General features: G+C 75.1%; 17 protein-coding genes. 6 read left to right on the top strand and 11 right to left on the bottom strand.

What is annotated here, in order from left to right:
* Positions 1-428: 428 nt before the first annotated feature.
* Positions 429-1,769: a diaminobutyrate--2-oxoglutarate transaminase family protein gene (locus ACIRBY_RS30095; RefSeq protein ID WP_403906532.1), complete on the bottom strand. Its 1,341-nt coding sequence runs from the start codon at positions 1,767-1,769 to the stop codon at positions 429-431.
* 348 nt (positions 1,770-2,117) lie between these two features.
* Between ACIRBY_RS30095 and ACIRBY_RS30090 the strand changes: the two genes are divergently transcribed.
* A complete protein-coding gene (locus tag ACIRBY_RS30090) occupies positions 2,118-3,305 on the top strand; it encodes a trypsin-like serine peptidase (protein ID WP_403906393.1) in 1,188 nt (395 codons plus the stop codon).
* 112 nt (positions 3,306-3,417) lie between these two features.
* On the opposite strand, the gene hflX is transcribed toward ACIRBY_RS30090, so the two are convergent.
* The 6 genes from hflX to miaA form a co-directional block, all read right to left on the bottom strand.
* Complete coding sequence (gene hflX / locus ACIRBY_RS30085) at positions 3,418-4,923, bottom strand: GTPase HflX (RefSeq protein ID WP_403906390.1); 1,506 nt, start codon at positions 4,921-4,923, stop codon at positions 3,418-3,420.
* A gap of 161 nt (positions 4,924-5,084) precedes the next feature.
* On the bottom strand, positions 5,085-6,641 hold the full coding sequence (locus tag ACIRBY_RS30080; RefSeq protein WP_403906387.1) for a M1 family metallopeptidase: 1,557 nt from the start codon (positions 6,639-6,641) through the stop codon (positions 5,085-5,087).
* A 120-nt stretch (positions 6,642-6,761) separates the two neighbouring features.
* Positions 6,762-8,834 (bottom strand): RelA/SpoT family protein, encoded by a 2,073-nt coding sequence (locus ACIRBY_RS30075; RefSeq protein ID WP_403906384.1) that lies wholly within the window; start codon positions 8,832-8,834, stop codon positions 6,762-6,764.
* A 140-nt stretch (positions 8,835-8,974) separates the two neighbouring features.
* Positions 8,975-9,850: a diaminopimelate epimerase gene (dapF, locus tag ACIRBY_RS30070; protein ID WP_403906381.1), complete on the bottom strand. Its 876-nt coding sequence runs from the start codon at positions 9,848-9,850 to the stop codon at positions 8,975-8,977.
* An 85-nt stretch (positions 9,851-9,935) separates the two neighbouring features.
* A complete protein-coding gene (locus ACIRBY_RS30065) occupies positions 9,936-10,502 on the bottom strand; it encodes a hypothetical protein (protein WP_403906530.1) in 567 nt (188 codons plus the stop codon).
* A gap of 112 nt (positions 10,503-10,614) precedes the next feature.
* The gene (gene miaA / locus ACIRBY_RS30060; protein ID WP_403906379.1) at positions 10,615-11,553 is read right to left on the bottom strand and encodes a tRNA (adenosine(37)-N6)-dimethylallyltransferase MiaA; all 939 of its coding nucleotides are present in this window, start codon (positions 11,551-11,553) and stop codon (positions 10,615-10,617) included.
* Positions 11,554-11,780: 227 nt separating this feature from the next.
* Here miaA and ACIRBY_RS30055 point away from each other — a divergent pair, with 227 nt between their 5' ends.
* Together ACIRBY_RS30055 and ACIRBY_RS30050 are read left to right on the top strand one after the other, a co-directional pair.
* Positions 11,781-11,978 carry a gliding motility protein gene (locus ACIRBY_RS30055; protein WP_403906377.1) on the top strand — a complete coding sequence of 66 codons (198 nt, stop codon included), beginning with the start codon at positions 11,781-11,783 and terminating at the stop codon, positions 11,976-11,978.
* Between the two features lie 49 nt (positions 11,979-12,027).
* Entirely contained in the window at positions 12,028-12,273 is a 246-nt protein-coding gene (locus ACIRBY_RS30050; protein ID WP_366451045.1) for an antitoxin, read from the top strand.
* 88 nt (positions 12,274-12,361) lie between these two features.
* Here the strand turns inward: ACIRBY_RS30050 and ACIRBY_RS30045 are convergent, their stop codons facing one another.
* Positions 12,362-13,069, bottom strand: coding sequence for a class III extradiol dioxygenase subunit B-like domain-containing protein (locus ACIRBY_RS30045; RefSeq protein ID WP_403906374.1), 708 nt, complete (start codon positions 13,067-13,069; stop codon positions 12,362-12,364).
* Between the two features lie 113 nt (positions 13,070-13,182).
* On the bottom strand, positions 13,183-14,703 hold the full coding sequence (miaB, locus tag ACIRBY_RS30040; protein WP_403906371.1) for a tRNA (N6-isopentenyl adenosine(37)-C2)-methylthiotransferase MiaB: 1,521 nt from the start codon (positions 14,701-14,703) through the stop codon (positions 13,183-13,185).
* Between the two features lie 92 nt (positions 14,704-14,795).
* Between miaB and ACIRBY_RS30035 the strand changes: the two genes are divergently transcribed.
* Positions 14,796-15,722, top strand: a complete 927-nt coding sequence (locus tag ACIRBY_RS30035) for a LysR family transcriptional regulator (RefSeq protein ID WP_403906369.1) — start codon at positions 14,796-14,798, stop codon at positions 15,720-15,722.
* A gap of 79 nt (positions 15,723-15,801) precedes the next feature.
* Positions 15,802-16,797, top strand: coding sequence for a TAXI family TRAP transporter solute-binding subunit (locus ACIRBY_RS30030; RefSeq protein WP_403906367.1), 996 nt, complete (start codon positions 15,802-15,804; stop codon positions 16,795-16,797).
* On the opposite strand, the gene ACIRBY_RS30025 is transcribed toward ACIRBY_RS30030, so the two are convergent.
* Together ACIRBY_RS30025 and ACIRBY_RS30020 are read right to left on the bottom strand one after the other, a co-directional pair.
* The gene (locus ACIRBY_RS30025) at positions 16,787-17,725 is read right to left on the bottom strand and encodes an ROK family protein (protein ID WP_403906527.1); all 939 of its coding nucleotides are present in this window, start codon (positions 17,723-17,725) and stop codon (positions 16,787-16,789) included. The genes ACIRBY_RS30030 and ACIRBY_RS30025 overlap by 11 nt on opposite strands.
* A 107-nt stretch (positions 17,726-17,832) precedes the next feature.
* Complete coding sequence (locus ACIRBY_RS30020) at positions 17,833-18,969, bottom strand: LacI family DNA-binding transcriptional regulator (protein WP_403906364.1); 1,137 nt, start codon at positions 18,967-18,969, stop codon at positions 17,833-17,835.
* A gap of 351 nt (positions 18,970-19,320) precedes the next feature.
* Between ACIRBY_RS30020 and ACIRBY_RS30015 the strand changes: the two genes are divergently transcribed.
* On the top strand, positions 19,321-20,574 hold the full coding sequence (locus ACIRBY_RS30015) for a glycosyl hydrolase (protein ID WP_403906361.1): 1,254 nt from the start codon (positions 19,321-19,323) through the stop codon (positions 20,572-20,574).
* The last annotated feature ends 12 nt before the right edge of the window (positions 20,575-20,586 follow it).

Here is a 20,586-nt window from a genome sequence, read left to right as displayed (position 1 = left end):
CTCGGGCCGTGAGGTCGGCAACGCCTAGTGCCGTCGGAGCGTCCGAGTCGGGCGGGCGGACGGTGGTGGTGGGGATGGGCGGGCGCCTCGTGTGGGTCGCGGGGGTGGCGGGCACTGCGGCAGCTCGGGTGTCCGGGTGGGAGCGGGGGCTGGTCGCGGGAGTCGGTCCGGGCTCGGGGTGGGTGGGGGCGGCGGGCGGGATGGGCGGTCGAAGTTCCGCATGAGTGGGGGCGGCGGCGGGCGGGTGGGGGGCCGGGCGGGTGGGGGCGGCGGCAGGCAGGGTGGCCGGGCGGGGGCTTGCGGCGGCGGGCGGGTGGACCTCCGGGCGGGTGGGGGCGGCGGCAGGCAGGGTGGTCGGGAGGGGGTGGGGGTGGGGTGGGACGGGGGTGGGGGTGGGGGGTTCGGGGTGGGGCATGGGGGTCCTCGGGTCAGTGGGCGGCGGCGGGGACGGCGTCGGCGAGGCGGTCCAGGACGGCTGTGGCCTGCTCGTCGGTCAGGGTGAGCGGGGGCAGCAGGCGGACCACGGCGCCGTGGCGGCCGCCGAGTTCGACGATCAGGCCGCGGTCCAGGCATTCCTGGCGGATGGCGGCGGCGAGGGCGGGGGCGGCGGCCCCGGTGTCGGGGTCGACGATCTCGATGCCGAGCATCAGGCCCCGGCCCCGGACGTCGCCGATGCAGGGCTGGTCGCCCGCCAGGCCGCGCAGGGCCGTCTGCATCCGCCCGCCCAGCTCCGCCGCGCGCTCGGCGAGGCCGTTGCGGCGGACGTAGGCGAGGGTGGCGGTGCCGGCGGCCATGGCGAGCTGGTTACCGCGGAACGTTCCGGCATGGGCCCCGGGAGCCCAGACGTCCAGCTCCGAGCGGTAGACGATCACGGCGAGGGGCAGGCTGCCGCCGATCGCCTTGGACAGGACCATCACGTCGGGGACGACCCCGGAGTGGTCGACGCCCCAGAAGGCGCCGGTGCGGCCCACTCCGGTCTGTACCTCGTCCGCGATCAGCGGGATGCCCCGGGTCTCGGTGATCTCCCGCATCCGGCGCAGCCAGTCGTCCGGGGCCGGGTGGACCCCGCCCTCGCCCTGGACGGGTTCGACGAGCATGCCCGCCGGCGCGGGCACCCCGCCCTTGGGGTCGTCGAGCAGGCTCTCGGTCCAGGCCGCGGAGAGCCGGGCGCCCTCAGCGCCGCCGACCCCGAAGGGGCAGCGGTGGTCCTGCGGGTAGGGCAGCCGGGTCACGCGGACGTCGGTGGCCCCGCCGGAGGCGGAGAGCGCCCCGGCCGTCATGCCGTGGTAGGCCCCGGCGAAGGCGAGGAGGCCGGAGCGGCCGGTGGCCGCCCGGACCAGCTTCAGCGCGGCCTCGACGGCGTCCGTCCCGGCCGGCCCGCAGAACTGGACGCGGGCGTCCGAGGCCAGCCCGGTCGGCAGGTTGGCGAAGAGCTCGGTGGTGAACGCGTCCTTGACCGGGGTCGCGAGGTCGAGCACGTGCAGCGGGGCGCCCGAGTCGAGGACCCCGCGAATGGCCTCCAGGACGACGGGGTGGTTGTGCCCGAGGGCGAGGGTGCCGGCGCCGGAGAGGCAGTCGAGGTAGCGCCGCCCGTCGGCGCCCTCGATGGTGAGCCCGCGCGCCCGTACCGGGACGATGGGCAGCGAGCGCGCGTACGTCCGGGCGGCGGACTCCCGCAGTGCCTGCCTGCCCAGGATGCCCTCGGCCGCGGCGCCCCCGCGGCCGCCCTGGGGCGCGATCTGTGCCGCGGCTGCGGCCTGCTCGGTCAGGGACACGACTGTCGGACCTCCCGCACGGATTCCTCTTCCGGATTGCGCCTCGAACACGAACGCTGCTGCACCGTCCCCCGTACGTACCAACGACGGCGGCGGCGCCGGATCACGGGTCGGCCGAAGATCCTTGGGGCCCCGGTCCTCCTGAACGTCCCTCAGCAGCCCGCCGCGGCGCGCCCGCACCCGGTGCGAGCAGCCGGCGAAGACGCCGGCCGGGGACCGGAACCGCCGACCCGGGGGCCGCCGTCTTCAACGGCGGCGGCATAGTGGGGTGCTGCGAAAGCGAACCGAAGCACCCTGGACGACACCGTCCCAACACCTCGAAGCACCTGGGGGACTTACGACATGCGACCGAACCGACCGGTCACCGCGGCCCTCTGCGCGGCCGCGCTCGCGCTGACCGCCGCGGCCTGCGGACCCGGCGACGGGGAGGCCGGCGGCGACGCCAAGCCGACCGTGGCAGCGAGCCTCCCGTCCGGCGGCGCCGCGGACGGCCCGATCAAGATCCCGCAAGAGCTCAAGGACAAGCTCAAAGAGCACGGCTTCGACATGGAGAAGTGGAAGGGGGGCGCGTGGAAGAACTGGAAGAAGGAGGACTGGCTCCGCGAGGCGAACGACTACGTCAACCCCATCATCGACGGCCTGTGGGACCCGGACCGGATGCGTGACGCGGAGCAGCCGCAGACCCCGGCCGTCGACCCGGACGCCGGCAAGGACCAGGGCGTCACCGACCCGACGCCGGCCCCGGTGACGGCCAAGGCCGCGGTCTCGCCGTACCACTCCACCGTCCCGGCGTCCGGCAAGGTCTTCTTCGACGGCCCCGAGGGCTCGATGGTCTGCTCGGCGACCGTGGTGAAGGACCCCGCCCACCCCGGCAAGTCCAACATGGTCTGGACGGCGGGCCACTGCGTCCACGCGGGCAAGGCCGGCGGCTGGTACCGCAACATCGCCTTCGTCCCCTCGTACAACAACGCGGGCCGTCCGGCGGCCGAGCTCAAGGGCGCGCCCCGCGAGCAGGTGGCCCCGTACGGCGTGTGGTGGAGCGACTGGGCGCAGACCTCCGACCAGTGGATCGCGACCGGCGGGCCCACGGGCGGCGCGGGCGCTCCGTACGACTTCGCGGTGCTGCACGTGACCCCGGAGAAGGGCGGCAGCGGCAAGTCCCTGGAGGAGACGGTCGGTACGGCGCTCCCGGTGGAGTTCAACGCCCCGGCGGTCCCGAAGATCACGGGGATGACGGCGACGGGCTACCCGGCGGCGGCTCCCTTCGACGGCCAGAAGACCTTCCAGTGCACGGACAAGCCGGGCCGTCTGGCGCTGCACAAGGAGGACCCGGTGATGTACCGGATCGGCTGCACGATGACGGGCGGCTCCTCCGGCGGCGGCTGGATCGCGACGGGCGCCGACGGCAAGCCGGCGCTGGTGTCGAACACCTCGATCGGTCCGGCGAAGGCGGGCTGGCTGGCCGGCCCGAAGCTGGGGCCCGAGGCCAAGGCGATCTACGACGCGGTGAGCACCAAGTTCAAGCGGTGAGCGCGGACGGGGCGTAGTCCCCTCCGCACACGAAACGACCGGGGGTCCTCCGCACTAGGCGGAGGCCCCCGGTCGTCTGCGTCTGCGTCTGCGTCTGCGTCTGCGGCCGGCGTTACTGCTTGGCGGGGACGTACGGCGCCAGTTCGGCCGCCAGTTCCCGGTGGACCCGCGCCTTGAGCAGGGTGCCCTCCGGGGTGTGCTCCTCGGAGATCACCTCGCCCTCGGCGTGCGCCCGGGCGACCAGCCCGCCGCGGGTGTACGGCACCAGGGCCTCCACCTCGACGGCCGGACGCGGCAGCTCGCTGTCGATGAGCGCGAGGAGTTCCTCGATGCCCTGGCCGGTGCGGGCCGAGACGGCGATGGAGTGCCGCTCGATGCGCAGCAGGCGCTGCAGGACGAGCGGGTCCGCGGCGTCGGCCTTGTTGACCACCACGATCTCGGGCACGTTGACCGCGCCGACCTCGCGGATGACCTCGCGGACCGCCGCCAGCTGCTCCTCGGGCGCCGGGTGCGAGCCGTCCACGATGTGCAGGATGAGGTCGGAGTCGCCGACCTCCTCCATCGTGGAGCGGAAGGCCTCGACGAGGTGGTGGGGCAGGTGCCGGACGAAGCCGACGGTGTCGGCCAGGGTGTAGACGCGGCCGGACGGGGTCTCGGCCCGGCGCACGGTCGGGTCGAGGGTGGCGAACAGGGCGTTCTCCACCAGGACGCCCGCGCCGGTGAGCCGGTTGAGCAGGGAGGACTTTCCGGCGTTGGTGTAGCCGGCGATGGCGACCGAGGGCACCTTGTTGCGGCGCCGTTCCTGCCGCTTGATGTCGCGGCCGGTCTTCATCTCGGCGATCTCCCGGCGCATCTTCGCCATCTTCTCGCGGATGCGGCGCCGGTCGGTCTCGATCTTGGTCTCACCGGGGCCTCGGGTGGCCATGCCGCCACCGCCGCCGCCGCCCATCTGCCGGGACAGCGACTGACCCCAGCCGCGCAGACGGGGCAGCATGTACTGCATCTGCGCGAGGGCGACCTGCGCCTTGCCCTCTCGGGACTTGGCGTGCTGGGCGAAGATGTCCAGGATGAGGGCGGTCCGGTCGACGACCTTGACCTTGACGACGTCCTCGAGGGCGATGAGCTGGCCGGGGCTGAGCTCACCGTCGCAGACGACGGTGTCGGCGCCGCTCTCCAGCACGATGTCCCGCAGTTCGCGGGCCTTGCCGGAGCCGATGAAGGTGGCCGGGTCGGGCTTGTCGCGGCGCTGGATGACACCGTCGAGTACGAGGGCGCCCGCCGTCTCGGCGAGGGCCGCGAGCTCCGCGAGGGAGTTCTCGGCGTCGCCCACCGTGCCGGAGGTCCAGACACCGACGAGGACCACGCGCTCCAGGCGGAGCTGGCGGTACTCGACCTCGGTGACGTCTTCGAGCTCGGTGGAGAGACCGGCCACGCGGCGCAGGGCCGCGCGCTCGGAGCGGTCGAACTGGTCGCCGTCCCGGTCTCCGTCGATCTCGTGGCTCCAGGCGACGTCCTCTTCCATCAGGGCATCGGCCCGAAGGCTCTCGGTGAAGCGCTGCGGGTCCCGCACGTCCTGCGCGTCCCGCGGGTCCTGGGAAGGGGATGAAGAGGAGGTCATTGGATCCTTACGTCGATTCGATTGCATGCGCGCCGGCTAGGGCCAAAGGTACCGGCCTGCGTGACCGGCACTGTCACGTCCAACGCAGGACTCCGCCCGGTGATTCCCCGGACCGCCCCGTCGTCGGCCTCGACGATGGTGACATGCCCGTTCCCGGCCCGTCATACCGTTTTCCCGCCCGCTTTCGGGGCCGGGGCGTGGGCGGCGGCGGGCGCCCCCTTCGGAGAGGCCTTCGGGGAGGCCTTCGGGGAGGCGTCCGCCGTCGCCTTCGGGGCCGCCGGGGCGCTCCAGTCCGGGTGGCCGGGCATCGGCGGGGTCTTCTCCCCGTAGAGCCAGGGCTCCAGGAAGGCCGAGAGGTCGCGTCCGGCCTCCTGGGAGGCCAGGCGCACGAAGTCGTCGGTTCCCGCGGTCCCGTCCTTGTGGTCCGCCACCCACCGCCGCTCGACCCGGTCGAAGGCCTCCGTGCCGATCTCCTCGCGCAGCGCGTAGAGGATCAGCGCCGACCCGTCGTAGACCACCGGCCGGAAGAGTCCGATCTTCTGCCCGGGGGCCGCCGCCTTCGGTGCCGCCGGGGGGCCGCCCGCCGCCCGCCACTGGTCGGAGCGCTGGTACGCCTCGCGCATGCGCCGCTCCAGGGAGTACTTGCCGAGCCCGTCCGCGTACAGGGCCTCGTACCAGGTGGCGTGGCCCTCGTTGAGCCAGAGGTCGGACCAGGTGCGCGGGGTGACGCTGTCGCCGAACCACTGGTGGGCGAGCTCGTGGACCATGACCGCCTCCACGTACCACTCGGGGTAGCCCTCGGCCTCCCCCGCGAAGAGGCTGTTCTCGAAGAGCGAGAGGGTCTGCGTCTCCAGCTCGAAGCCGGTGCGGGCGCGTGCGATCAGGACCCCGTAGTTCTCGAAGGGGTAGCGGCCGACCCGCTGCTCCATCCACTCGATGTGCCCGGCGGTCTTGCGCAGCCAGGGCTCCAGCCGCTCCCGGTCGGCGGCGGGCACCACGTCGCGCAGCGGCAGCCCGTGCGGCCCGGTGCGCTGCAGGACGGCGGAGCGGCCGATGGAGACCTGCGCGAGCTCGGTGGCCATCGGGTGCAGGGTCCGGTACGTCCACTGGGCGGCGCCTCCCGCGCGGGCGGCCGGGAGGGCGGCGGGCAGGCCGTTGGCGACGGCGGTGTAGCCCTCGGGGACGGTGACCCGGAAGGTGAAGTAGGCCTTGTCGGCGGGGTGGTCGTTGCAGGGGAAGACGCGGTGGGCGGCGTCGGCCTGGTTGGCCATGGCCAGGCCGTCGTCGGTGGTGACCCAGCCGCCGTCGGCCGAGCCGCGCGGGTCGCTGGTGTGCCGCACGGTGATGCGCAGCGGGGTGTGGGCGGCGACGGGGTGTGCGGGGGTCAGTACGAGGTCCTCCCCCGCGCTCTCGAACCGCGCGGGCTCGCCGTTGACCTCGGCGGAGGCCACCTTGCCGTGGGTGAAGTCCAGGTTGATCCGCTCCAGCGGGGCGAGGGCGCGGGCTTCGATGGCGGTGACCGCGTCGAGGGGGCTGCGGTTGTCCTTGTACGTGAGGGAGAGGTCGTACGAGAGGACGTCGTACCCGGGGTTGCCGAGCTCGGGGAAGAGCCGGTCGCCGATGCCGAGCGCCTTGGGCGGGGGCAGCGCGGCGGCGACGAGGGTGAGCGAGGCCGCGGCGAGCAGGGCGGCGCGCAGGCGGGGGGAGGAGAGCTGCATCCACCACCGCTTACCAGCGCCCGCCGCGGGCCCGCGCGCGGCGCGCGACGGATCCACCCGAACGAGACTCCCCCGGCCGTTCCCGGCCTCCCCCGGCCTCCGGCACCCGCCCCCGGCCCCTCAGGCCCGGCCGACGTCGTAGACGCCGGGTACGTCCCGCATCGCCCGCATCAGGCCCGGCAGCACGGAGGCGTCGGGCAGCTGGAGCGTGTAGCTGTGCCGGACCCGCTGTTCCACGGGCGGCTCCACGGTGGCGGAGACCACCTCGACCCCCTGGCGGGCGATGGCCTCGGTCAGGTCGGCCAGCAGGTGCGGGCGGCCGAACGATTCGGCGAGCAGGGTGACCCGGCAGTCGGCGGTGGCCCGCCAGTGCACGGCGACGGAGGTGCGGCCCAGGGAGCGCATCTGGGCGACGGCCGGGCAGTGGATCCGGTGGACGGTGACGGCCCCGCCCCGTACGACGAACCCGGCGACCGCGTCCGGCGGTACGGGGGTGCAGCAGCCGGCGAGCCGGACGTGCGCGTCGGGGAGGTCGGCGACGGCGTTGCCCCCGCCCCCGCGCAGCCCGGGCACCGAGAGCGGGGCGCGGGGGGCGGCGGTGGCGGGTACGGCCCCGTCGGGGTGGGCCTGGAGCCAGCCGCTGATGGCGATCCGGGCGGCGGGGGTCCGGGCGTGCTCCAGCCAGTCGGCGGCGGGCCCGGAGGAGGCGTCCTGGGCGAGCAGCAGCTGGACGGTGTCGCCGTCGGAGAGCGGGGCGGAGAGGGAGGTGAGGCGGCCGTTGACGCGGGCGCCGATGCAGCCGTGGGCCGCCTCGCCGTGCTGGGCGTAGGCGGCGTCGATACAGCTGGCCCCGGCGGGCAGGGCCAGGGTGCCGCCGTCGGCGCGGTACACGGTGATCTCGCGGTCCTGGGCGAGTTCGGCGCGCAGCCCGGTCCAGAAGGTGTCGGGGTCGGGCGCGGACTGCTGCCAGTCGAGGAGCCGGGAGAGCCAGCCGGGGCGGGTGGGGTCGACGCGCTCCTCCTCGCAGTCGGCGCCCTCGCCGGTGGCGTACGGGTTGCCGAGGGCGACCACGCCGGCTTCGGCGACGCGGTGCATCTGCCGGGTGCGGACGATGACTTCGGCGACGTACCCCTCGGGGACGGCGACGGCGGTGTGCAGCGACTGGTAGAGGTTGAACTTCGGGACGGCGATGAAGTCCTTGAACTCCGAGACGACCGGGGTGAAGCAGGTGTGGAGCTCGCCGAGGACGGCGTAGCAGTCGGCGTTCTCGCCGACGAGGACGAGGATGCGGCCGAAGTCGGGGCCGCGCAGCTCGCCGCGGGTGCGGGAGATGCGGTGGACGGAGACGAAGTGCCGGGGGCGCACGAGCACCTCGGCGGTGATGCCGGCTTCGCGCAGGACGGTGCGGACGGACTCGGCGATGGCGAGGAGGGGGTCGTCCGCGCCGCAGTGGGAGGCGATGAGCTCGCGGGTGCGCTCGTACTCCTCGGGGTGCAGGATCGCGAAGACGAGGTCTTCCAGCTCGGTCTTGAGGGCCTGGACGCCGAGGCGTTCGGCGAGCGGGATCAGGACGTCGCGGGTGACCTTGGCGATGCGGGCCTGTTTCTCGGGGCGCATCACGCCGAGGGTGCGCATGTTGTGCAGCCGGTCGGCGAGTTTGATGGACATGACGCGGACGTCGTTGCCGGTGGCGACGAGCATCTTGCGGAAGGTCTCGGGTTCGGCGGCGGCGCCGTAGTCGATCTTCTCGACCTTGGTGACGCCGTCGACGATGAAGGCGACCTCGTCGCCGAACTCGGCGCGGACCTGATCGAGGGTCACCTCGGTGTCCTCGACGGTGTCGTGGAGCAGGGACGCCGTCAGGGTCGTGGTCTCGGCGCCGAGTTCGGCCAGGATGAGGGTGACGGCGAGCGGGTGCGTGATGTACGGCTCGCCGCTCTTGCGCATCTGGCCGCGGTGCGAGGACTCCGCCAGGAGATACGCACGGCGCAGGATGGACAGGTCCGCGTCCGGGTGGTGGGCGCGGTGCGCTTCTGCTACGTGTCCGATGGCGGCCGGGAGGCGGTCCCGGGACGCGGGCCCGAGCAGGGCGGCTCGGCCCAGGCGGCGCAGATCGAGCCGGCTACGGCCACGTCTGCGCAGCTCAGGGCGCATTTCTGCGTGTGCTTCGGGGTTCGTGGCCTCTGCACTCATGGGCACCTCCGGCGGCTTCGACCGGCGGTGGTGGGCATGGGGTGAGCCCTCAGGGCCGGTGCCTGATGTTACCGACCCCACCACGTGGCGCAGTCCGCCTCTCGCTCAGCGTGAAACGGATCACCCATGAGAGGGAATCTTCAGGCGAAAGCCGTTTCGCCGAGCCAGTCCGCTTCGAACTCGCCGGCGGCCACGATGACGGCCGGACCGGTCATGTCGATGCGACCGTCGGGGTGTTCGGTGATGACGAGGGTACCGCCGGGCAGGTCGACCGTGTACGAGACGGGCTCACCCGTGACGGCGGGGTCGGCGCCGTCGCGCCGGATGGCGGCCACGGCGACGGCGCAGGCGCCGGTTCCGCAGGAGCGGGTCTCGCCGGATCCGCGCTCGTGGACGCGCATGGCGACGTGCCGCGGGCCGCGGTCGACGACGAATTCGACGTTGACCCCGGTGGGGTAGGCGGAGGCGGGGCTGAAGGGCGGGGGGCTGTACAGGTCGCCGGCGTGGTCGAGGCTTTCAACGAACGCGACGGCGTGCGGGTTCCCCATGTTCACGTTCCGCGCGGGCCAGGAGCGCTCGCCGACGGAGACGGTGACCTCTCCTTCGGGGAGCCGGGCGCGGCCCATGGAGACGGTGACGTCGCCCGTCTTGGCGAGGTGGACCTGCTTGACCCCGCCCCGGGTGGCCACCGCGAAGTCGCCGGGCTCGACGTGGCCGGCGTGGTGGAGGTAGCGGGCGAAGACGCGCACGCCGTTGCCGCACATCTCGGCGACGGAGCCGTCGCTGTTGCGGTAGTCCATGAACCACTCGGCCTCGTCGGCCAGGTGGGCGGCCTCGGGGTGGGCGGCCGAGCGCACCACGTGCAGCACGCCGTCCGCCCCGATGCCGGCCCGGCGGTCGCACAGGGCGGCGACGGCGGTGGGCGGCAGCTCGACGGCGTTGTCCGGGTCGGGAACGATCACGAAGTCGTTCTCGGTCCCGTGACCCTTGAGGAAGGGGAGGGCGGTGTGCGTCACGGGCCCATGGTACCGAGCGGGACGGGTTCCCGGCCGGTGGGACCGGCATGCGGTCAGGGTGCCGTCAGCGCGGCGTCGGCGCTGGTCAGCGCAGGCGGGCCACCCGGTAGACGGCCAGGGCGACGACGACCAGCGCGACCAGGGCGTAGAGCCCGGCGATCCGCCAGTCGGGGCGGCGGCCGCTGCCGCGCGACGGGAGCCCCGGCCAGGAGTAGCCGACGCGGCGCGCGGCCATCATGCCCCAGCCGCCGGCGCAGGAGCTGATGAGGAAGCCGAGCATGGCGACGACGGCGCCGCCGTCGCCGAACTCGAAGGCCAGCGGGAAGGCGAACATCAGGGAGCCGGCGGCGGCCAGCATCACGATGGGGGCGATCTGCCAGATGCGCAGCCTGCGCTGGGGGCGCAGCTCGACCTCGACGGCGGGGTCGGCGGCGGCCTCCGCGCCGGGCTCGGGCAGGTCGGGGCCGTCGGGGGTCAGCCGCGCCGGGTCGGCGGGCAGGCCGAGCCCGTCGGGGCCGTCCGGTTCGCCGGGGGTTCCGGGCGCGCCGGGGCCGACGGGCTCACCGGTCGCCGCGGGGGCGGCGGAAAGCCTCGCCTCCGCCTCCCGCTCGCTCCCGTCCCGCCCGGTGTCTCGTCGAGGGCCGGCCTCCATCGCCACGCGCCCTCCCCACTTCGGACTCCGCACGCCACTGTTCAGAAGTTTGATGATGGCACGGTCGCGGGCCCTCGACGGGCACACGGGGCTTCCCGATGCCATCACGTGATCAGGCTGTGACCGCTCGTTCGACCAACGACTGCGCGAGTCCGGGGAGTTCCCCGCGGTCGGCGGCGGCTCCGCTGAGCCAGTGGACGCGGGGGTCGCGGCGGAACCAGGAGTCCTGGCGGCGGGCGAAGCGCTTGGTGGCCCGTACCGTCTCGGCCCTGGCCTCGTCCTCGGTGCACTCGCCGGCGAGGGCGGCCAGCACCTGCTGGTAGCCCAGGGCGCGGGAGGCGGTGATGCCCTCGCGCAGGCCCCGGGCCTCCAGGGCGCGGACCTCGTCGACCAGGCCGGCCTCCCACATGCGGTCGACGCGGGTCGCGATGCGCTCGTCGAGCTCCGGGCGGGCCACGTCGACGCCGATCTGGACGGTGTCGTAGACGGACTCGTGGCCGGGCAGGTTGGCGGTGAAGGGCTTGCCGGTGATCTCGATCACTTCGAGCGCCCGGACGATGCGGCGGGTGTTGCCGGGCAGGATCGCGGCGGCCGCCGCCGGGTCGGCGGCGGCGAGGCGGGCGTGCAGGGCGCCGGGGCCGCGCAGGGTGGCCTCCGCCTCCAGCCGGGCGCGCACCTCGGGGTCGGTGCCGGGGAACTCCATGGCGTCGAGCGCGCCGCGGACGTAGAGGCCGGAGCCGCCGACGAGGACCGGGGTGCGGCCCTCGGCGAGGAGCTTGTCGATCTCGGCGCGGGCGAGGCGCTGGTACTCGGCGACGCTGGCGGTCTCGGTGACGTCCCAGACGTCGAGGAGGTGGTGGGGGACTCCGCCGCGCTCGTCCATCGTCAGCTTGGCGGTGCCGATGTCCATCCCCCGGTAGAGCTGCATGGAGTCGGCGTTGACGACCTCGCCGTCGAAGTGGCGGGCCAGGGCGACGCCCAGGTCGGACTTTCCGGCCGCGGTGGGACCGACGACGGCGATGACCCGCGGGGCGGGGGCTGCATTCCTCACCGACACAGTCTCGCAGCCCCCGGTCAAGACACCGTCATGTACCCGATCGGGTGAGGTGACGGGGTGTGGCCGGGGTCGTTGCCCTGACGAGGTTCCGGCCCGGCGTGCGCCTGGCGCGCATCCGGTGGAGGCCGGTCCGGGCCCGCCGGAACTTCACCCGCACGAGTAACGTTATGGGAGTAGACATGGGCGTTTTTGACCGGATTTTTCGCCGTAAGGAAGAGGCAGTGACCGAGCAGGTCGCCGCCGAGGCCGCCCCGGCGGAGACGACGGCCGAGGAGACCGGGCCGGCCGGCGGGGCCGGGGAGGCCGAGGCCGCCGCCGAGTCCGGGGCTCCCGCGGCGGAGGCCGCCGTGGAGATCCCGAAGCAGCAGTCCGCGGACGTGGTCGCGGACAGCGAGGCCGGCGAGGGCGCCCGAAGGTAGCGACCGCCTCCCCGGGCTCCGTCCGGGGGGACCTCCAGGAAGGTGACCCATGGGCCTGCTCGACAATCTGAAGGCCAAGCTCGCTCCGGCCAAGGACAAGGTCGGCGACCTCGCGCAGAAGCACGAGGGCACGATCGGCCAAGGCCTGGACAAGGTCGCCAAGGCCGTGGACTCCAAGACCCACGGCAAGTACAGCGACCGGATCACGAGCAGTACGGACAAGGCGAAGGACGCCCTGGGCAAGGTCGCGCACAAGGACGCCCCCGGCGGGCCGACGCCGCCGGCGGCTTCCTGACGCGGGGCGCCGGCGGGATCAAGGGGCGTGGGGCCGGGGGTCCCGCGCCCCTTCGCCGTACGCTCTCACGCGGGGGCGGGGCCCGCCGTCAGGACCAGGCGGCCACGAAGTAGCCGACCCCGTACGGGGCCTCCTCGTACAGCAGTCGCCCGCCCAGGCCCGCCCCCTCGGCCGCGCCCGCCAGCACCTGCCAGGGAGCCCGGCCGGCCGCCTGGAGCTCGGCGGCGAGCACGGGGTCCAGCGCGGCCAGCGCACCGGTGTCGGCGGAGCCGAGGGCCCGGCCGGCGGCGGCGTCGAAGGCGGCGGCGCGGTCGTCGAGGTAGCCGGGGGCCTTCAGGGTGCGGCAGGCGCTGCCGTCGCCCATGACCAGCAGCGCGACCCGCTCGTCGGCGGCGGCGAGCTCCCGGCCGGTCTCCAGGCAGCGCGCGGCCTCCAGCGAGGCGGCGACGGCGAGCCCCTCGACGGGGGCGGCGCCCCAGCGCGCGCGGCCCAGCAGCCAGGCGCCCACGGCGAGGGAGGCGGGCAGCAGGCGCGGCCCCTCCTCGCCCTCCCCGAGCCGGACCTCGGCGTCGACCCCGAAGCCGTGGAAGCCGCCCCGGGAGCCCTGCGGGTACGGCCCCTGGTGGTCCTCGTCGGCCGCGCCGACGACGACCAGCACGTCGGGCCGGGAGGCGGCCAGCACGGCGAGCGCGTCGGAGCAGGCGGTACGGGCCCCGTCGAGTTCGGCGGCGGCGCCCGCGGCGACCTCCGGCACGAGGAGCGGCGGGGCGGGGCAGACGGCGGCGGCTACGAGCATGATCCGCAGCCTAGGCGGTGTCGTGCCGATCGGGCCAGAGGACCTGCGGGCGCCCCGGGCGGCCCGCAGGTCCCCGGTGACGGCCGCCGGGGCGGCCGCCGGGGCGTCGCGGGTCAGTCGATCGCGCAGCCCGAGGTCGCCACCGGCAGCGGGGCCGGGACGCCGAGGGTCGGGATGCCGAGCATGACGCCCTGCGGCTGGGCCGGGGCGGCGTTGCGCTTCTCCCAGGCGTCGCCGGCCCGGGTGCGGCGCACGCCGGTGGTCGGGCCCTCGGCGAGCAGGTGGTGCGGGGCCGCGTAGGTGATCTCCACGGTCACCACGTCGCCGGGGCGGACCTCCTCGTCCGGCTTGGTGAAGTGGACCAGGCGGTTGTCGGGGGCACGGCCCGACAGGCGGGCGGTGGCGCCGTCCTTGCGGCCCTCGCCCTCGGCGACCATGACCTCCAGGGTGCGGCCGACCTGCTTCTTGTTCTCCTCCCAGGAGATCTCCTCCTGGAGGGCGACCAGGCGCATGTAGCGGTCCTGGACGACCTCCTTGGGGATCTGCCCCTCCATCTCGGCGGCCGGGGTGCCGGGGCGCTTGGAGTACTGGAAGGTGAAGGCGCTGGCGAAGCGGGCCTCGCGGACCACGTGCATCGTCTGCTGGAAGTCCTCCTCCGTCTCGCCGGGGAAGCCCACGATGATGTCGGTGGAGATCGCGGCGTGCGGGATGGCGGCGCGGACCTTCTCGATGATCCCGAGGAAACGCTCCTGCCGGTAGGACCGGCGCATCGCCCGCAGGACCGGGTCCGAGCCGGACTGGAGCGGCATGTGCAGCTGCGGCATCACGTTCGGGGTCTGCGCCATGGCGGCGATGACGTCGTCGGTGAAGTCCTTCGGGTGCGGGGAGGTGAAGCGGACCCGCTCCAGGCCCTCGACCTGGCCGCAGGCGCGCAGCAGCTTGCTGAAGGCCTCGCGGTCGCCGAGGTCGGAGCCGTAGGCGTTGACGTTCTGGCCGAGCAGGGTGATCTCCGAGACGCCCTCGGCGACCAGGGCCTCCACCTCGGCGAGGATGTCGCCGGGGCGGCGGTCCTCCTCCTTGCCGCGCAGTGCGGGGACGATGCAGAAGGTGCAGGTGTTGTTGCAGCCGACGGAGATGGACACCCAGGCGGCGTACGCGGACTCGCGGCGGGTCGGCAGGGTGGAGGGGAAGGCCTCCAGCGACTCGGCGATCTCGATCTGCGCCTCCTCCTGGACGCGGGCGCGCTCCAGGAGGACGGGCAGCTTGCCGATGTTGTGCGTGCCGAAGACCACGTCGACCCAGGGGGCCTTCTTGACGATGGTGTCGCGGTCCTTCTGGGCGAGGCAGCCGCCGACGGCGATCTGCATCCCGGGGCGCTTCGTCTTCATCGGGGCGAGCCGGCCGAGGTTGCCGTAGAGCTTGTTGTCGGCGTTCTCGCGCACCGCGCAGGTGTTGAAGACGACCACGTCGGCGTCCCCGTCGGAGCCCTCGGGGGCCCGTACGTAGCCGGCGTCCTCCAGCAGACCGGACAGTCGCTCGGAGTCGTGCACGTTCATCTGGCACCCGTAGGTGCGCACCTCGTAAGTTCCCTTGGGGTCCACCACTGCCGGGCTCCGGTCGCTGCTGCTGGTCATGGAACAAGGGTAGGCGGTGCCGGAGAGCCCCCCGTCCCCCCGTGGGGCACGGCCGGGGAGGCGGACGTCCCCGCGATCTAGCATCACCGCTCATGGAACTGGCTCAGCTGAGGTACTTCGTGGCGGTCGTGGAGGAGGGGGGCTTCACCCGGGCCGCGGGGCGCCTGCACGTGTCCCAGCCGGGGGTGAGCGCGCAGGTCGGGCAGCTGGAGCGGGAGCTGGGGCAGCGGCTGCTGGACCGGTCGGGGCGGCGGGTGACGCCGACGGAGGCGGGCGAGGCGGTACTGGTACACGCGCGGGCGGCGCTGGCCGCGGTGGAGGCGGTCCGGCGCACGGCCGACGAGTTCTCCGGGCTGCTGCGGGGCCGGGTCGCGCTCGGGCTGGTCCCCGGGGCGGCCGGGGCGCCGGTGGACTCCTTCGACCTGGTGTCGCTGCTCGGCGACTTCCACGACGCGCACCCGCAGGTGGAGGTGTCGCTCACCGAGGACACCTCGGAGGGGATGCTGGCCGCGCTGCGCGGCGGGCGGCTGGACCTGGCGGTGGTCGGGCTGGCCGGGGAGCCGCCGCCGGGCGTCACCGTGCGGCTCCTGCTCGACGAGCCCCTGGTGGCGGCGGTACGGGCCGACGACCCCCTCGTACGGGAGGCCGTGGACGGGAGCGTCGCGCTGGACGCGCTGCGCGGGCGGGCGCTGATCTGCCTGCCGCGCGGGACGGGGCTGCGCGGGGTGCTGGAGCGGGCCTGCGCGGAGGCCGGGTTCGCGCCCCGGGTGGACTTCGAGGCGGCGGCTCCTGCGGTGCTGGCCCGGCTGGCGGCGCGGGGGCTGGGGGTGGCGGTGGTCCCGGACGGGGCGCACGCGCCGGAGGGTCCGGGGCTGGTGGCGCTGCGGATCACCGGGCCGGAGCTGAGCGGGCGGGTGGCCCTGGCCTGGCGCGCGGACGGCCCGTCGGGCCCGGCGGCCCGCAGCCTGCTGGCCCGGCTGCGGGCCGCCCTGCCGCCGGAGCCCCGGCCCCGCGGGTAGGCCGGCGCGGCCGGGTCGCGCCCGGGGCCGGGAGGGCGGGCCGTGACAGGACGGCGGGGTGGGTGGGAGGATCGCGGGCATGCCCCTCGTACCACCCCGTATCACCCCGCGCCGCCTCCTCGTGGGGCTGGCCGCCGTGCTGGCCGTGCTCGGGGTGCTGCTGTGGTGGCTGCGGCCCTTCGGGGAGCCCGCGCTCACGGGGCGGCTCACCTTCAGCACGGGCGTCCGCACCGGCGTCTACCACCGCTACGGCCAGCTGCTGGAGCAGGCCCTCGCGCAGGACATGCCCGGGGTGAAGGTCCGGCTGGAGACCAGCGAGGGATCACAGCAGAACCTCCAGCGGGTGGCCTCCGGCGAGGCCGACTTCACCATCGCGACGGCGGACGCCGTCGCCAAGTACCGCGCCGACGGCAAGCCGGGCGCGGAGCAGCTGCGCGGGTGCGCGCGGCTCTACGACGACTACGTCCAGCTGGTGGTCCCCGCCGGGTCGCCGGTGCAGTCGGCCCGGGACCTGCGGGGCAAGCGGGTCGCGGTCGGCCAGGACGGCTCGGGCGTGCGACTGGTCTCGGACCGGCTGCTGCGGGCGGCCAAGCTGGACCCGGCCCACGACATCACCCCCGTCGCCATAGGCATCGACACCATGCCCGCGGAGCTGGAGGCGGGGCGGATCGACGCCTTCTTCTGGTCGGGCGGCCTGCCGACCAGCGCGGTGCGCGAGCTGTCGGAGCGCTTCGACATCCGGCTCGTCCAGCTCGGCGACCTGGTGGAGCAGCTCCAGGCCAGCGGGAGCCCGGCGCGGTACTACCGTGCGGCGGTGATGCCGCAGGACGCGTACGCGCGGGCCCGCAACACCTCGTCGGTGGCCACGCTGGCCGTCCCCAACCTCCTGGTCACCAAGGAGGGCACGGACGCCCGGCTGACGGAGCAGTTCACGCAGACGGTGATCCTGAGCCGGGACAGGATCGGCCACGAGGTGCACGCGGCGCAGCTGGTGGACCTGCGGACGGCGATCTACACCGATCCCCTGGACCTGCACGAGGGGGCCCGGCGGTACTACCGCTCGGTCAAGCCGTAGGGAGCCCGCCGGCCGGCGCCAGCATCCTCGCGGCGGCCGCCGCGCCGATGAGCCCGGCGTGGGTGCCGAGCGCGGCCGGGACCACCCGGAGGTCCGCGACGAAGGACAGGGCGGCGTACGAGGCCAGGTGGCGCCGGACCGGCCCGAAGAGGGTGTCCCCGCTGGCGGCGACCCCGCCGCCGATCACCGCGATCTCGGTCTCGACGAGGGTGGCGGTGGCCGCGATGGCGGCGGCCAGGGCGCGCCCGGCGCGGTCGAAGGCGGCCAGCGCGACCGGGTCGCCGGCCTCGGCGGAGGCGGCGACGCCCGCCGCCGTCGGGTCGGGGCCGGTCCAGCCCTGGGCGAGGGCCCAGCGGGCGATGGCGGTGCCGGAGGCCAGGGATTCGACGCAGCCGCGGCCGCCGCAGGCGCAGGGCTCGCCGTCGAACGCGACGCTGATGTGGCCGATGTGGCCGGCGTTGCCGGTGGGGCCGGCGTGGAGCCGGTTGTCGAGGACCAGTCCGCCCCCGACTCCGGTGGAGACCACCATGCACAGGGCGTTCGCGTAGCCCCGGGCGGCGCCGAGCCAGTGCTCCGCCGCCGTCATCGCCACCCCGTCGCCGGCCAGGACCGCCGGGATCCGGGCGCCGCGCGCGGCCAGTTCGGCCTCGATGCGGGCCCGGACGGGGAAGCCGCGCCAGGCCCCGATGTTGACCGGGCTGACCGTGCCCCGCGAGGTGTCGACGGGGCCGGCGCTGCCGATGCCGCAGCGGACGGCCCGCTCCCACGGCGGGGCCGCGGACAGTTCGGCGATCACTTCGGCGACCGCCGCCATCACCGCCTCCGGGTCCGTGCCGCGCGGGGTCGGGCGCCGGGTGGCCGCCGTCATGGTTCCGTCGGGGTGGACCAGCGCCCCGGCGATCTTCGTCCCCCCGATGTCGATCGCCACGGTCGGGCCGGTGTCGCCGGTCGTGCCGTACGCCGCCGCGACGGCGCGCGGGGTGGGGAGGGCTGGGGTGGGGGTGGTCACGGGGCGCTCCTGGAAGGGGTCGGTTCTCAGTATGCGGCCGGCGGCGGGGCCGTACTCCCGCGGGGTTCCAGCCGGGGCAGCTCGCTCTCGCGGACCCGGGGCGGGGCGCCCGCGAGGACGGAGAGCAGCTCCTCGGCGGCGAGCCGGCCGAAGCCGGCCGTGTCCCGGACGAGGGCGGTCAGCGGGGGGTGGGTGACCCGGCAGAGGGCCGAGTCGTCCCAGGCGACGATGGAGAGCCGGCCGGGCACCGGGATGCCGAGTCCGGCGGCGACCGCGCTGCCCGCCACCGCCATCACGTCGTTGTCGTAGACCAGCGCGGTGGGCGGCTCCGGCTCGGCGAGGACCCGGCGGGTGGCGGCGGCGCCCTCGGCGTCGGAGTAGTCCGTGGGTACGGAGCGCACCTGGCCGGGAGGGAGCCCGAGCCGCCGGGCCTCGGCGCGCAGCGCGGCGACCCGGCGGGCGGTGTGGGCGAGGCCGGGCAGGCCGGCGATGTGCACGATGCGGCGGTGGCCGAGTCCGTGGAGGTGGTCCAGGACCTCGGTCATGGCCCGGGCGTCGTCCGCCCGTACCGCCGCGAGGCCGGCGGCGGCGTCCTCCCCGGCCCCGGTGCCGGCCGCCGGCCCGGGCGCCCGCGCGTCCTCCCGCGCGTCGGCCGGTGCCGGGTCCTCGGGGTGCCACGGGTCGGGGGGCGTCCCCGCGCCGCCGCCTATCACGACCGCCGGAAGGCCCAGCCGGGACAGCAGCGGCGGGCGCGGGTCCCGGGTGCGGGGGTCGACGACGAGGACCCCGTCCACGCGGCGCTCGGCCCACCACCGGCGGTACACGGCGCATTCGGCCTCGACGTCCTCCACCACCTGGAAGAGCAGGGCGGTGCCGGCGGCCGAGAGCACCTCCTGGATGCCGGACACGAGCCGCAGGAAGAAGGACTCGGCACCGAGGGTGTGCGCGGGACGGGCCAGGACCAGCCCCACGGCGCCCGAGCGTGCACCCGAAAGGGCCCTGGCGGCGCTGTTGGGCCGCCAGCCGAGCTCCTCCGCGACCCGGCGGATCCGGGCGCGGGTGCCCTCGGAGACGCCCGGCTTGCCGTTCAGCGCGAAGGAGACGGCGCTCTCCGACACCCCGGCCCGGCGGGCGATGTCCTTGATGGTGGGTCTGCGGGCCATGGCCGTGCCTTCCTCATCCCTCGGCGACGCGGCCGACGTGGGCCCCGTGGGCCGGACCGTACGCGATCCGGCCCCGGCGGTCCGCACCGGCGGCGGGCCCCGGCCGCCCCCGGCGCGGCCTGAACCGCTCTCCCCCTTTCCCCGTGGAAGCCTGTACGCGCGCCTGCGCTCAACCGCAGGAGCCCCGGCCTCCGCCGCACCCCCCAGCCCTTGCACGCCGACGGCTGAAGCGCATGAGCACCCCGCCCGCCGGAATCCGGCCGGGGCGCGCGGAGGCCCTGTTGACTTCCCCCGGACCGGCCCGGCAGTTTGTGGGCGTCCGGCGAATCCCCCTGAACTCCGGGACCCCTCATGGACCGCGCCGCCCGCCCCCGCACGCTGCGCTTCGGCGCGAACTACACGCCTTCCCGGGGCTGGTTCCACCACTGGCTGGACTTCGACCTCGACGAGGTGCGGGCCGACCTCGACGCGGTCGCCGCGCTCGGACTGGACCACGTACGGGTCTTCCCGCTGTGGCCGCTCTTCCAGCCGAACCGGACCCTGATCCGGCCGCGCGCCGTCGAGCAGCTCGTCGCGCTCGCCGACGCGGCCGCCGAGCGGGGGCTCGACGTGAACGTGGACGGCCTCCAGGGGCACCTGTCCAGCTTCGACTTCCTGCCCGCCTGGACGGGGACCTGGCACCGGCGCAGCATCTTCACCGATCCGGACGTGGTGGCCGGGCAGGAGGAGTACCTGCGCACCCTGGCCGCCGCCCTCGCCGACCGGCCGAACTTCCTGGGCATGACCGTCGGCAACGAGGTCAACCAGTTCTCCGACGCGCCCCACCCCGACCCCGACCGGATCACCGCCGCGCAGGCGCAGGCCTGGCTGGAGCGGATGCTGGCCGCCTGCGAGGAGGGCGCGCCGGGCCGGTTCCACCTGCACGCCGAGTACGACGCCGTCTGGTACCGGGACGGGCACCCCTTCACGCCCGCGCAGGCGGCCCGGCTGGGCGCGGCCACGGCCGTGCACTCCTGGGTGTTCGACGGCACCGCGCAGCGCCACGGCCGGGCGGGGGCCGCCACCGAGCAGCACGCCGCCTACCTGATCGAACTGGCCAAGGCCTGGGCCGAGGACCCGCACCGCCCCGTGTGGCTCCAGGAGGTCGGGGCGCCGGCGCCGCTGGTCCCGCCCGAGCACGCGGCGGAGTTCGCCGGGGCCACCCTGGCGGCGGCGCTGGACTGCCCCGGCCTGTGGGGGGTGACCTGGTGGTGCTCGCACGACGTGTCCCGGGAGCTGGCGGACTTCCCCGAGCTGGAGTACGGGCTGGGCCTGCTCACCAACGACGGCCGTACCAAGCCCGCCGGGGCCGCCGTCGCCCGGGCCGCCGAGGCCTGGCGGGGCCGGGAGCACCGCCCGGCCGTACGGTCCACCGCCCTCGCCCTGGACAGCGGATCGGCCCGGTCCGCCTGCGCCCCGGGCGGCGCGTTCTTCGAGGCCTGGGCGGTACTGGCGGCGAAGGGGCTGCGTCCGGCGGTGGTCCGGGCGGAGGAGGCCGGCGACCCTGGCCGGCTGGCCGCGCGCGGGATCACCGAGGTGCTGCGCGTGCACGACGTCACGGCCTGATGCGACCCGACC

Source organism: Streptomyces sp. NPDC096136 (assembly GCF_044763325.1).
Taxonomy (GTDB): domain Bacteria; phylum Actinomycetota; class Actinomycetes; order Streptomycetales; family Streptomycetaceae; genus Streptomyces.
The sequence above is the reverse complement of the archived record's forward strand: the minus strand, read 5'-3'. Positions and strand labels throughout refer to the sequence as shown.